This window comes from Shewanella sp. MSW (assembly GCF_007636515.1).
In the GTDB taxonomy this organism is placed as follows: domain Bacteria; phylum Pseudomonadota; class Gammaproteobacteria; order Enterobacterales; family Shewanellaceae; genus Shewanella; species Shewanella indica.
Map to the genome: position 1 here is coordinate 337,614 of NZ_LVDR01000004.1, position 13,207 is coordinate 350,820.

At 53.9% G+C, this 13,207-nt stretch carries 11 protein-coding genes; 5 read left to right on the forward strand and 6 right to left on the reverse strand.

Going from position 1 to position 13,207, the window contains the following annotated elements; all coding sequences use genetic code 11:
* Positions 1 to 37 precede the first annotated feature (37 nt).
* The 3 genes from thiI to pomA all read right to left on the reverse strand — a co-directional run bounded on the left by thiI (position 38) and on the right by pomA (position 3,360).
* Positions 38 to 1,492 carry a tRNA uracil 4-sulfurtransferase ThiI gene (gene thiI / locus AYI96_RS06420; protein ID WP_144361231.1) on the reverse strand — a complete coding sequence of 485 codons (1,455 nt, stop codon included), beginning with the start codon at positions 1,490 to 1,492 and terminating at the stop codon, positions 38 to 40.
* 160 nt (positions 1,493 to 1,652) lie between these two features.
* Entirely contained in the window at positions 1,653 to 2,588 is a 936-nt protein-coding gene (locus tag AYI96_RS06425) for a flagellar motor protein MotB (protein ID WP_025887266.1), read from the reverse strand.
* 4 nt (positions 2,589 to 2,592) lie between these two features.
* On the reverse strand, positions 2,593 to 3,360 hold the full coding sequence (gene pomA / locus AYI96_RS06430) for a flagellar motor protein PomA (protein WP_039036099.1): 768 nt from the start codon (positions 3,358 to 3,360) through the stop codon (positions 2,593 to 2,595).
* 395 nt (positions 3,361 to 3,755) lie between these two features.
* Here pomA and xseB point away from each other — a divergent pair, with 395 nt between their 5' ends.
* The 4 genes from xseB (at position 3,756) to AYI96_RS06450 (ending at position 8,051) form a co-directional block, all read left to right on the forward strand.
* Positions 3,756 to 3,995, forward strand: a complete 240-nt coding sequence (gene xseB / locus AYI96_RS06435) for an exodeoxyribonuclease VII small subunit (RefSeq protein ID WP_039036098.1) — start codon at positions 3,756 to 3,758, stop codon at positions 3,993 to 3,995.
* Positions 3,996 to 4,877: a (2E,6E)-farnesyl diphosphate synthase gene (gene ispA / locus AYI96_RS06440; RefSeq protein ID WP_144361232.1), complete on the forward strand. Its 882-nt coding sequence runs from the start codon at positions 3,996 to 3,998 to the stop codon at positions 4,875 to 4,877.
* Positions 4,878 to 4,898: 21 nt separating this feature from the next.
* Entirely contained in the window at positions 4,899 to 6,764 is a 1,866-nt protein-coding gene (gene dxs / locus AYI96_RS06445; RefSeq protein ID WP_039036096.1) for a 1-deoxy-D-xylulose-5-phosphate synthase, read from the forward strand.
* 162 nt (positions 6,765 to 6,926) lie between these two features.
* Positions 6,927 to 8,051, forward strand: coding sequence for a patatin-like phospholipase family protein (locus AYI96_RS06450; protein ID WP_144361233.1), 1,125 nt, complete (start codon positions 6,927 to 6,929; stop codon positions 8,049 to 8,051).
* A gap of 7 nt (positions 8,052 to 8,058) precedes the next feature.
* Here the strand turns inward: AYI96_RS06450 and AYI96_RS06455 are convergent, their stop codons facing one another.
* On the reverse strand, positions 8,059 to 8,997 hold the full coding sequence (locus AYI96_RS06455; RefSeq protein WP_144361234.1) for a hypothetical protein: 939 nt from the start codon (positions 8,995 to 8,997) through the stop codon (positions 8,059 to 8,061).
* A 156-nt stretch (positions 8,998 to 9,153) separates the two neighbouring features.
* The gene (locus tag AYI96_RS06460; RefSeq protein WP_144361235.1) at positions 9,154 to 11,100 is read right to left on the reverse strand and encodes a monovalent cation:proton antiporter-2 (CPA2) family protein; all 1,947 of its coding nucleotides are present in this window, start codon (positions 11,098 to 11,100) and stop codon (positions 9,154 to 9,156) included.
* 185 nt (positions 11,101 to 11,285) lie between these two features.
* Between AYI96_RS06460 and AYI96_RS06465 the strand changes: the two genes are divergently transcribed.
* Positions 11,286 to 12,173 (forward strand): GGDEF domain-containing protein, encoded by an 888-nt coding sequence (locus tag AYI96_RS06465; RefSeq protein ID WP_313954993.1) that lies wholly within the window; start codon positions 11,286 to 11,288, stop codon positions 12,171 to 12,173.
* Between the two features lie 512 nt (positions 12,174 to 12,685).
* Here AYI96_RS06465 and AYI96_RS20285 read toward each other — a convergent pair.
* A complete protein-coding gene (locus AYI96_RS20285; protein ID WP_186300028.1) occupies positions 12,686 to 12,853 on the reverse strand; it encodes a hypothetical protein in 168 nt (55 codons plus the stop codon).
* Positions 12,854 to 13,207: the final 354 nt, after the last annotated feature.

Sequence of the window (13,207 nt, forward strand, 5' to 3'; positions counted from 1 at the left end):
CAAAAAAGCCGCTTCGAGAGAGGCGGCTTTTTGTTTATCAGGGGCGGTAAACCTTGACGTTACCGTGCCCTTGCTCCTGAAGGTAGAGCGCCTGCAGTTTACTCATAACGCCGCGGTCGCAATAGAGCAAATAGGTCTTACTGCTATCAAGCTCGGCAAAGGCGCTGGCCAGCTTGAAGAAAGGAATATGAACTATCTCGGCACCTTCCAGTTGCAGCGGCTTGCTCTCTTCCTCTTCCGGCGCCCTGATATCCAGCACCACTTCACCCTGACCGACACTGGCGACGGTTTCGGTTTCCGTTACTTTGGTATCCATGTCGGTTGCTATCTCCCGAATATCCATGACCACGGCATCGGCGATGATCCGGTCCAGCAGATCTTCGGAAAACTTGGTTTCCTCGGCTTCAACCTTGGACAACACCGCCTTGACCGTGGGTTTTTGTGAAATCACACCGCAGTATTCAGGCATGGACTTGGCAAAGTCTTCTGTACCTATCTTGCGGCTCTCGTTGATGATGTCCTGCTTGTCCATGGTGATCAAAGGTCTGAGGATCAGGGTATCGACACAACGGTCAATCACATTGAGGTTGGTCAGGGTTTGGCTGGATACTTGCCCCAGGCTCTCGCCTGTGACCAGCGCCTGAATTCCCATACGCTCTGCCACTCTGGCGGCGGCGCGCATCATCATCCGCTTGAGTATGACACCCATCAAGCCGTTGTCTATGCGCTCGAGAATTTCGGCCACCACAGGTTCAAAGGGAATGGTCACAAACTTGACTTTATGTGACTCGCCATAGGTCTTCCACAAATGGTGTGCCACCTGCTTAACCCCGATTTCGTGCTGGGCACCGCCCAGGTTGAAGAAGCAGTAGTGGGTACGGGAACCCTTCTTGATAAATTGGAAACTGGACACCCCAGAGTCAAAACCGCCGGAGATCAGGGACAGCACATCTTCCTGAGTGGCAATCGGGAACCCACCAAGGCCAGGGATCTTTCTCTCTACCAGGTAGAGCTTATCGTTGTTGATCTCCAGATGAATGGTCATATCCGGTTTTTTGAGGCGCACACCGGCCGCTTCGGTAAACTGGTTAAGGCCACCACCTACGTAACGCTCAACATCCTGCGAACTGAAGTCGTGCTTGCCACTGCGCTTGGCGCGGACACAGAAGGTCTTACCCGCCAGTTCATCGGCATACACCTTGAGTGCCTGTTGGTAGATATCATCAACGGTTTCAAAACTGTATTCATTGACTTGGCTGATGGTGGATATTCCGGGAATACAGGCCAAACGTTCGGCAAAAACTTGTTTTAGATGGGGTTTGTCTTTGGGAACCTGCACCATAATCCGATCCCACTGACGGGTAACGGCAGCGTCTTCATCCACTTTTTTGAGTACATTGCGGATATTGGACTCGAGCATCTTGGTAAAACGCATTCTTACCGGTTTACTCTTCATCATGATTTCTGGATACAGCTTTACGATAAACTTCATGGGGATCCCGAGGAAAAAATTTCAAACAGCAATCGTGGGATTATAACAAAGACCCGCTAACTGGCACAGAGATTTGCCACGCCAAAGCCGTGTCCGGATTGCAGATGCCCAAAAAAAGCAGCCGTTTTCATGCTGCTGTGATTCCGATGCTGCTGCGCCATCAAAGATTGGGATCGACTTCAATCTCATCAGACTCTTTGGCCTTGCCCTGCTCAATGGAGATTTCCACCCTGCGGTTACGGGCGCGATTCTCCGGCGAGTCGTTGGGCACCAAAGGCGCAGTGGAGGCCATGCCCACCACTTTCATTCTGCTGGCATCAAAGCCGGGCACCTTGACCAATTCGTGGGCCACGGCCACGGCCCGCTGGCTGGACAGGTCCCAGTTGGAACTGTACAGCTCATTGCTTATCTGCATGTCATCGGTGTGGCCGGAGACAGTGATGATCCCGGGCACATCTTTGAGTAGCTCACCAACCGCCTGCACCACAGGCTTGAACCTGGGCTGCAGGAAACCCGAACCTGAGGCAAAGGCGCCCTTCTCCCGAATACGGATGATAATCTGCTGTCCCAGAGACTCGATTTCAATAGCGCCGTCCACTATCTCTTTGTTGAGCGCCTCGGCCATCTTCTTGACCTGCTCGTTAATCTGATCCTGAGCTGCCTGCTGCTCCTGGGTCTTCTTGTCTTCGGCCTGCTCTTGCGCCGTGGCCGAAGCCTCGCCGCCACGCTGCTCGCCCCTTTGCTGCTGCACGCCACCGGCACTGTCGTCATCCCCTTCCTGATACTCGAGGATCTGCTGGGTCATCTCGTTGGTTTGCTGGTTAATTATTTCAATCGGGGTGGGATCCGGACGTCCGGGGCGAAACTCCAGCGCAATCACTGAGGTGCCTTTGGGAATATCTTTCACTTCCACCTTGTTCTGCACCCCGAAGGCGTATTTCATCGAGCCGGCTATCTGTTTGAACTTCATGACATCCATTTCAGAGAAAGCCAGCAGCAACACGAAGAAACACATCAGCAGCGACATCAGGTCGGCAAAGGTTGCCAGCCACATGGGTGCACCGGGTGGCGGACAATCACACTTGGGCTTGGCCATAGTGCTACTCTCCGTCCGTTGTATCTATTTTGCGCTGTTTCTCTGACAGGTAGTTTTTGAGGAAGCCCTCAATCACCCTGGGGTTCTGGCCATCCTGAATAGCCAGTACAGCGTCCATAATCAGATTGCGGTTAAGCATCTCTTCGTTCATCCGCAGCGCCAGTTTATCGGCAATCGGGATCGCCACCATATTGGCAATAATGGCGCCGTACAAGGTGGTCAACAAGGCCACCGCCATTGCCGGGCCGATGGATTTGGGGTCATCCATGTTGGACAACATGGCCACCAGACCAATCAGAGTACCTATCATACCCATAGCCGGTGCCACATCACCCAGAGCCTTGAAGATACTGATCCCCGCCTTATGGCGCTCTTCGGTCAGTTGAATATCTTTCTCCAGCGCTTCACGCACCACATCGCCGTCATGGCCGTCCACCAGCATATCAACCGCTTTTTGCATAAAACTGTTGGAAATTTGCGCCTCTTCCAGCGCCAGAAAGCCCCCTTTACGGGCAGCGTCTGCCATGGTAACCGACTGTTCAATCAACTCTTCAGGTTTATCCAGTTTGAACATAAACGCCTTGGCGGCAATCTTGACCGCCCCTAAAAACTGCTTGAGGTTGAACTTCATCATCACCACAAACAGCGAGCCGACAAGCACGATCAATACAGAGGGTACATCGATAAAGATGGCAATGCCGCCACTGCTGACCATTGCCATGATAATAAAAGCAAAAGCACCTACCAGTCCTATCAGGGTTGCTAAATCCACAGTGGCTCCTCACCTCTAAAGCAGACCCGACACAGTGTGGCCGGGATCTCTATCCCATACAAGCCGATCCGCCCCAAAGGGTGATATAGGATCTTGGCTATTCACAGGAGATGAATATGATAATTTTCAATAGTTTCTATTTTGAGTTATCGGACAGGGCTTAAGCAAGTTTAGGAAGATTTTAATTTTCTCTAAAAAAAATCAGCGACAAAGCGTGCTGTTGAGCAAATAACGGGCGCTTCAATTTGACCCTTATCGCGCCCTGATATACCTTGTGTCACGCTGAACATAACGCCAAGACACCTGCAGCCCTCCCTCTCTCCTTTTACCTTTGCACCGTGCCAATCAGGTCGCAGGAATGGGCCGGCAACCAAGGTGCATCAAGGAAACTGATTGTGGCCAAAAAACCCGAAAATCTGAGTTTTGAAGAATCTCTCAACGAGCTGGAACGCATAGTCGTCGAACTGGAACGCGGTGAAGTATCGCTGGACGACGCGCTAAAACAGTTCGAACGTGGCATAGGTTTGGTGCGCAGCAGCCAAGCCAAACTGGAACAGGCACAGCAGAAAGTAGCCATACTGCTTGCACAGGATCCCCAGGCGCCATTGAGCCCATTTACAGTCGAGGGTGAGTGAGTGTTAACCCAAGCTATTAACCAATACCAGCAGAGAGTCAATCAAAGAATTGCCACCATACTGGACACCCTGGATGATACCGAGCCCAGACTCAAGGCCGCCATGCGTCATGGAGCCCTGCTGGGTGGAAAGCGTATTCGGCCGTTTCTGGTCTACTCTGTAGGTGAAATGCTCGGCGTTCCCCTTGAGCGTCTCGATGATTGCGCCGCCGCCATAGAGTGTATTCACGCCTATTCGCTGATCCATGACGATCTGCCGGCCATGGACGACGATGCCCTGCGCCGCGGTCAGCCAACTGTGCATATCGCCTTTGACGAAGCCACCGCTATTCTGGCCGGTGATGCCTTGCAGACCTTGGCCTTTGAACTTATCAGCAGCGACATTGAAGGCCTCAGCGACCGCCAACACCTGCGTCTGGTACAGGCGCTGGCAAAAGCATCCGGCTACCGCGGTATGTGCGGCGGCCAGGCGCAGGATCTCAATGCCACCGACAAAGAGATCTCGCTTGAGCAACTCACCGCCTTGCACAGATTGAAGACAGGAGCCCTTATCCGCTGCGCCGTCGAGTTTGCGGTCATTGCCGCCGATATTGACGCCAAAGAAGAACAAGCACTGCTGGAATACGCCGATGCCGTGGGCCTGGCGTTCCAGGTACAGGACGACATTCTCGATATTACCGGCAGCACAGAAGAACTTGGCAAACCCCAGGGTTCGGATCTCGATGCCAACAAGAGTACCTACCCGAAACTGTTGGGGCTGGAAGGCGCCAAGACTACAGCTCAAAAACTGCTGGAAGATGCACTATCAGCGCTGGCAAAATTGCCATACAATAGCCAGTTAATTGCCGAATTCGCCCGCTATATCGTTGAGCGAAGAGTATAAAAAGAGACAAAGTATCTCGTTATGAGTCTGGATATCACTCAGTTTCCTGTGCTGGCACAGGCCAATACCCCGGAAGAGTTACGTCAACTTCCACAAAGCCTGCTCCCTCAGCTGGCCGACGAGCTCAGGGAGTTTTTATTAAAATCTGTGGGCATGTCGAGCGGTCACTTTGCCTCTGGCTTAGGTACGGTCGAACTGACCGTGGCGCTGCATTATGTCTACAACACCCCGTTTGACCGCCTGGTCTGGGATGTGGGCCATCAAGCCTATCCGCACAAGATCCTTACCGGTCGTCGCGATCGCATGCCTACCATACGCCAAAAAGGTGGTCTGCATCCTTTCCCCTGGCGGGAAGAGAGTGAGTACGACACCTTCAGTGTCGGCCACTCCGGCACCTCAATTTCCGCCGCACTGGCAATGGCGGTCGCCGCGGATAAAGAACAGGCCGGCCGCAAGGTAGTAGCCGTGATAGGCGATGGTGCCATGACAGGCGGCATGGTGTTTGAAGCCATGAACCACGCCGGCGATCTGCACAAAGACATGCTGATGGTGCTCAACGACAACGAGATGTCTATCTCGGAAAACGTCGGCGCCCTCAATAACCACCTGGCACAGCTGATGTCAGGCCGCTTCTACACCACGATACGAGAAGGCGGCAAGAAAGTACTCAAGGGCATGCCCGTCATCAAAGAGATGGCGCGCCGCACCGAGGAACACCTTAAAGGCATGGTGGTACCGGGAACCCTGTTTGAAGAGCTGGGATTTAACTACATAGGTCCTATCGATGGCCATGATGTGGATGCTCTGGTAGAAACCCTGCGTAACATGCGCAGCCTCAAGGGGCCGCAGGTGCTGCATATCATGACCAAGAAAGGCAAAGGTTATGAGCCTGCGGAGAAAGATCCCATCGGCTGGCATGCTGTGCCCAAGTTTGACCCTTCACAATTTTGCAAACCGGTCACCAAACCCGGGAAACCCAGTTTTTCCCAGGTGTTCGGCAAATGGTTGTGCGACATTGCCGCCAAGGATGACAAGGTACTGGGGATCACCCCGGCCATGCGCGAAGGCTCCGGCATGGTGGAGTTCTCCCAGAAATTCCCCGAGCAATACTTCGATGCCGCCATCGCCGAGCAACATGCAGTGACCTTAGGTGCCGGCTTTGCCTGTGAAGGCTATAAACCGGTAGTGGCCATTTACTCCACCTTCCTGCAGCGCGGCTATGATCAGTTGATCCACGATGTGGCATTGCAGCGCCTGCCAGTACTGTTTGCCATTGACCGCGGCGGCATTGTGGGCGCCGATGGCCCTACCCATCAGGGCGCCTTCGATCTCAGCTACCTGCGCTGCGTACCCAACATGGTGATAATGGCGCCATCCGATGAAAACGAATGTCGGCAGATGCTTTACACCGGCTACTGCTACGATAAGGGCCCAAGCGCAGTGCGCTACCCTCGCGGCAGTGCAACCGGCGCCGAGCAGGTTGAAGAGATGACGGCGATGGCGATAGGTAAAGGCCTTGTTAGACGTCAGGGCAAACAGATTGCCATTCTTAACTTCGGCACTACCCTGGCTGCCAGCCTGGAAGCCGCCGAAAGCCTCAATGCCACAGTCGCCGATATGCGCTTTGTCAAACCCTTGGATGAAGATTTGATCAAGGAACTGGCCGCCAATCACGACTTGCTGGTAACAGTGGAAGAAAACGCCATCATGGGCGGCGCAGGCAGTGGCGTGCTCGAGTATCTGGCCAGCCAGGGGATCAGCAAGCCTTTGCTGCAAATTGGTCTGCCGGATGAATTTATCAAACACGGCTCACCGGAAGAGATACTGACTGAACTCAAGCTGGATGCCAGTGGTATTCTCGAGCAGATCCAAAACCGGCTCGCATAAGGTAAGCATACGCTACCATTAAAAAAAACCGCCTCAGGGCGGTTTTTTGCTTCTCCGACCACAGGAAAGCCAACTAGAGTTAAACTGAGATAGCCAAGCCGTGTCTGCAAAATAATACCTTGGCATTCTCTTATGGTTTTGGGCTTTAGCAAAGGAGGCGCCGTGCCGGAAAGCAGGGCTTTGGTGTTGGGGGGCGGTGGTGCCAGGGCGGCCTATCAGGTTGGGGTGCTCAAGGCGCTGGTACAGTTTTATCCCCGCAATCACGCCATTCCATTCAAGATTGTTTGCGGCACATCGGCCGGAGCCATCAATGGCACCGCCATCGCTACCCACGCCTCCTGCTTTCACCTGGGACTGAGAAAGCTGGAATGGATCTGGCGTAATATCCACACAGAGAGAGTCTACCGCGCCTCCAATACCGGCGTGCTGGCACACCTGGCGAAGATGGCCCTTCGTGGCATGCAGGGAGATCTGGTCAATACCGACGCCGGCAGTTTGCTGGACAATGAACCCTTGCGGCAACTACTCAATGAGCTGATTAACTTCGAGCGAATCGATCGCAACATCCGCGGCGGCTCCCTGATGGCGCTGAGCATTGACACCTCTTGCTACAACAGCTCCCGCTCCGTGACCTTCTTTCAGGCCCACAAAGAGTTGGAAAACTGGCAAAGGGCCAGACGCAGCGGCGAGCGCACCCGGCTGCACACAGAGCACCTGATGGCCAGCTCCGCCATTCCTATGGTGTTTCCCTCAATTAAGCTGTCCCAGTCCTACTATGGCGATGGCTCAGTGCATCAATTGGCGCCGCTTTCCAGCCCGATACATCTGGGCGCCAAGCGGATCATGGTGATCAACCTGGACAGCCCACACAAGAACACGCCCGTTGAATTGGATTATCATCCCAAGACGGCCACCATTGCCGGTCATCTGCTGGATACCATATTTTCCGATACCCTGAACTCAGATCTGGAGCGGCTCAGGCGCATCAACAGCACTCTGGCGCTGGTGCCGGAACCGAGTCGCCAACAGTTGGATTTGAGGCCGATTGATACTTTGGTGATTAAACCCAGTGAAGATCTCAGTGAGCTGGCCAAGCGTTACTATCAGGAGATGCCCTTCGCCATTCGCCGGCTACTGGCTTTGATTGGCATAGATAGCCAGTCGGACACCAGTATTGTGTCTTATCTGCTGTTTGAAAACGCCTACACAGGCGCCCTGATAGATTTGGGCTATCAGGACGCCATGTGCCAGATTGATGAATTGAAAGCCTTTTTCGATATCAGTTGAACATGGATCAGGCGAAAAAGATAAGTAGAGCCAGCACCAGCAACACTGAGACCAAAGTTACGGCAAATGTTGGGGTGGTGCCTTGCTGTCGCTCATTGTCGGTCACGGTTATGTTCTCAGCGCCCTGCTGTAAACCACCGGCATCCGTCTCCAGGTTATCGACCCTGGTTTGCACTATCTGGTGGCGCTGAAACCGAATAAAGGGCTGGCTTGGGTCACCGACATAGAGACGCACTTCCCCCGTTTGACTTCGGCTCACCAGCGGCGGCAGTATGGTCAGCGCATCCAACTGATAATCCAAAGTCAAATCTTTCAGTTGGACAAGCGTATACCCCAGCGCCTTGGCCTGATCCTGCAAGGCGGCCGACATCTCGTAGCTGGCCAGCTCGGCATCGAGAATAATCAGCTTACCGGGTTTGCCATCGGCCTGTTGCCACAGACAGTCGGCCAGCCAGATCCCCTTGAGTGAGCCGTAACGGGCAAACAGTGCTTCCACCAGCTCCCAGGCGTCGGCTTCTCCGGTGAGCCAAGGGCTAATTTCCACATTGTTGACCCGCAGCACACAATCTTCCCCATTGAGGCGCGCCGCCATATAGCTCAGGTAGGTTTGCTGCTCTTCCCGCGGCAGCACGAGTTTGCCCGCCAGCTCCAGCAACAACACCTCATTGACATGAGCGGTCAGAATAAGCCGTTGCCAATGCATGGGTTTGAGATAGTAATCAGCCGGTTGTTTAAGATTCTCTGCAAGCACCCGGCTCGCGTCCTGCTCAGCCATCATGGGAAGGTAAGCATAACAATGACTGGCCTGTTCATTGCCATCAATATTCGCCGGCAGGATCAGCGGCACATCACCATCACGGCAAAACAGCAGCTGCTGGGTAGAAGTCAAAATCTCAAACAGTTCCTCGAACGAGATATCGGGGCCATCATTACTGTCATGGGTCACGGTTGCCAACTCCTTGTAGGTCACTCGGGTTTGCGCTTATTCAGAAAAAGTCGCTGCAACATGCAGCCAAGCGGTCCTTCCCGGCATTCAGCTCCACAAAGGTCGCAGAGTACCCCATTTAAAGTACAAATAAAACCAACGCCAACGGCCGGGCAATCAGCCTTGAAGCAAAATAACTTCGGCTTTCTCCACCCTTCTGGGCTTACCGCGAATAAGCAAGGTATCACCGGCGCGGAACTGCCAATCTTCATCCGGCGGCTCGTACTCCCTGCCGCCGCGGCGCACGGCTCTCAGTTCCACCCTGAGCTGTTGCCAGGGGATCTCGGCACTGAATTTTCCCACGGCGCTGGCGCCTCTTGGCAGAGCCACTGCATGTAGTAATTCGAGAGAGAAGTCGGCTTCCTCACCGGAAAAGAAACCGTGCAGATACTGATAATGGTTGCGCCGCTCCGACTCCAGCCGTTTGAGGATCCGCGACAAGGGTACCCCTGACTGATACAATACCTGGGACACCAGCATCAAGCTGCCTTCCAGAGTTTCCGGAATAACCTGACTGGCACCGGCCTGCTCCAGTTGTTCAAGTTCGCTGTCATCCCGGGTGCGTACCATGATCTTCGCCTCGGGTGCCAGTTGCCGACACAATACCAAAGCCTCTTCCAACTGCGGTTGCTCGCAAAAGGTCAGCACTATGCTCTTGGCGTGGCGCACATTGGCTTGTTTGAGCAAACTGCGCTTACAAGCATCACCGAAATACACAGGCTCTCCGGCCCGGCGCGCCTCGGAAACCCGGGAGGGATCCCGGTCGAGGGCAATAAAAGGGATAGCTTCGGCCTTGAGAAACCGCCCTATGGTCTGCCCAACCCGGCCATAACCCAGCAGCAGAACCAGATCTTGTTGAGGATCCAAAGGCGGCAGGTTTTCTGCCGGTTCCGGCCTGGGTTTAAGGCCCTGCAGCAGCCGGGCTATGTCTATGCTATGACGCACCAATGCCGGCGCCAGCGCCATGGACAGCACAGCCACCATCACCAAAGTATTACTGACACTGGGGGCCAACAATTGATAACTCACTGCCAGTGCCAGCACCACGAATGAAAACTCCCCCACCTGTGCCAGACTGAGGCCGGTAGACATGGCTACCCGAAAAGGCTCTTTAACCAACCTCAGCAAAGTAAAGACAATAACTGTCTTACCGACTATCACCGCCAACAGCAACAGCAAGATTTGCCACCAATAGGCCAATACCAATCCGAAGTCGAGCAACATACCAATGGAGATAAAAAATAGCCCCATCAAGAGATCCCGAAACGGGCGAATATCTGCCTCCAACTGGCGCCGGTACTGGCTCTCGCCCAGAAGCATCCCGGCCATAAAGGCCCCCAATGCCATGGACAACCCCAACCATTGGGTAAAGGCACCGGTCAAGAGCGCGACCACCAGAGTCGACAACACAAACAACTCGTTGGAGCGGGAACGGGCGACTTCATCAAACAGTTTGGGCAGAGCCCACTTACCAAAGGCCATCAGCATAATAAAGGCCAGGATCCCCTTCCCCAGCGCGGTCCCAAGCTGCAAGGCCGTCAAAGGTTCGCTACCTTCGGCCAGCAAAGGCAGCAAAATAAGCAAGGGCACCACGGCTAAGTCCTGGAACAGCAACACACTGACCGACAGTTCGCCATGACGACGCTTGAGCCAGCCCTTGTCGTTAAGCAATTTCAGCACTATGGCGGTGGAAGACAAAGCCGTCACTGAACCTATCACCAGCGCCTGAGTCACGTCGCTGATAAAAAGTAATCCGCCCCCCATGGCCAGCAAGGTGGTCAATACCACCTGAGCACTGCCGAGGCCAAATACAGTGCGGCGCATGGCCCAGAGCCTGGGTACGGAAAATTCCAGTCCCAGGGTAAACATCAGCAGTACCACTCCAAGTTCAGCTACCGACTGCATCTGGTGCTGCGAAAACCAATTGAATCCCGAGGGGCCGCTGATAACCCCGGTCAACAGATAAGCAAGAATAGCGGGCAAGCCTATGCGCCTGAGCAAGGCTATCGCTGTTATGGCGATAACCAGCATCAGAAGGATCTGGATAAAGAATCCATGTTCCATGCACACTCCCCCGCTATCAATGGTTCAGTTCATTATTCTGTCAGTGTCAAATACTTGTCACCGCAATATACTTAGCACTAAAAAGCTTAACTCAATGAGATCTCAATACAAATTAGCCCAAGGTCGACCAGGCACGAATCTTGCAGATTAACTATAGAAAAAGGTTCTGCCTTATTGGAGTATTTATGATGGACTTTGGTCTGGCAACAGAGTTTTACCCTGAAGACTATCAGTATCTGTCTGATCAACCTCAGGCTATCCACCCCAGAATGGATCTGCTGCAGGCGGTTCAACGGTTACACGCAAGTCTCGATCCGCGGACAGTATTTGCCTGCTATGGCAAGCTACTGCAACAATATTTGCCGGTACAGGGAGTGCAGTTACAAGTTCAAGGACATCAATTTCATTGGGGACGCACCTCTCAGAGCACAGTGAGCAGAGAACTGATCAGTAAACTGGGTACCGCCAAACTACTCTACCGGCTGCAAAGAGTATTGAGCCCGGTAGAGCAGGCAGAGCTTGAGCAGATAGAAGCCCTACTGTCACAACCGCTGTTCAACGCCATCGCCTATTCGCAGATGTCGGAGCAGGCGATGTTTGACTCCCTGACCGAGCTTGGCAACCGCCACTATTTCGGTCAGTGTATCCGCACCTCGCTCGCCAGAGCCGGACGGGCTCACAGCCCGATATCTCTGGTGGTGCTTGATCTGGATAATTTTAAGCAGCTCAACGACAGTCTCGGCCACAAGTTTGGTGACAGAGTGCTGACTCAGTTCGGCAAGCTGCTTAAGTGTGGCATCCGCAATGCCGACCAGGCTTTTCGCATAGGTGGCGACGAGTTTGTGGTATTGGTGGAAGGCGATCTGGAGTCGGCAGTACGCATGAGCGAGCGCCTGCTCGAAATGCTCGCCAACGAAACCCTGTTTCAGCGCCACGGCATTGCCAGCAGCATAGGTATCGCCGTCTGGAGCGCCGGAATCAATCAGGATCAACTGTTTGAACAGGCTGACCGCGCGCTTTATCGCGCCAAGGCCACCGGCCGTAATAGATATTGTGTCGCGACCCGTGACTGAGACTAGCCGGCGATTGAGACTAGCCTGCGATTGAAACTATAGGTCGCGGCGCTTTGCCCCTCGATTTGCCCCTCGACCAAGAGGACTCTCTTGGTTTTCATTTCAACCGCGCGGATTTGGTACTCAAATCCATCTTCGCTAGTGATGAGTATTCGCCCTCAGCCACGTTATTTGCGCCAACGGCTGTCGGCGACATCGAGGGGGAATTGGTGCAATTCTGTTAGCACTGAGTAGCTTGAAACATCTGAAGTGTCTTCAGACATACACCTCATTTCCAGGCACAGGCGGAACTGTGACCTTCCGAGCTAGGGATGGCGAGGCAGAGCTTACAGGGACGTACTCGCAACAACTTCCCTGTTTAACGGCCAGCTCGTCATCCATGACTCGCGCTCGAAAGCATGTTGCTATGCAACTCTCGCCGAGTCACAGGATCGCCTGTGCGAGAGCGCACCGCAGGTGATTGGCTACAACTTAGCTAGCCGCTAGGATCAAGTTCATTGGTGAGTTTTGGCTTAAAGCCATAAATAGCCGCTGTGCCAGCGGCCGAAAGTCGTGGTGTAAATGCCTCCATGCACAACGGCCAGTTCGCCATCCCTGGCTCTCGCTCGCAGCCAGTCGCTGCGCGACACTCGCCAAACCACACCGGGCAAGGGGCTTTGCTTGTCCAAAGCCCCTTGCATCCCCAAGGACACCCCGACGTAGCCGAAATCCCCACTGGCTTATGAAGCAAATTGGCTACACTCAGGACTCGCCAAATGCATCCATGCATAAGGGCCAGCTCGCCTTCCTTGGCTCGCGCTCATAAGCTTGTTGCTTCGCAACATTCGCCTTGCTCGACCTTCGAGCCTCGACATCCCTGTCTCGGCTACGCCGATTTGCAACAACGCCAGCGGCGGCTCCGAAGGGGAGCTGGTGCAATTCTGTTAGCGCTGAGTAGCTGGAAACATTTGAGAGTTCTGCAGACATACACCTCATTTCCAGGCACAGGCGAAACTGTGACCTTCCGAGCCAGGGATGGCGAGGCAGAGCTTACA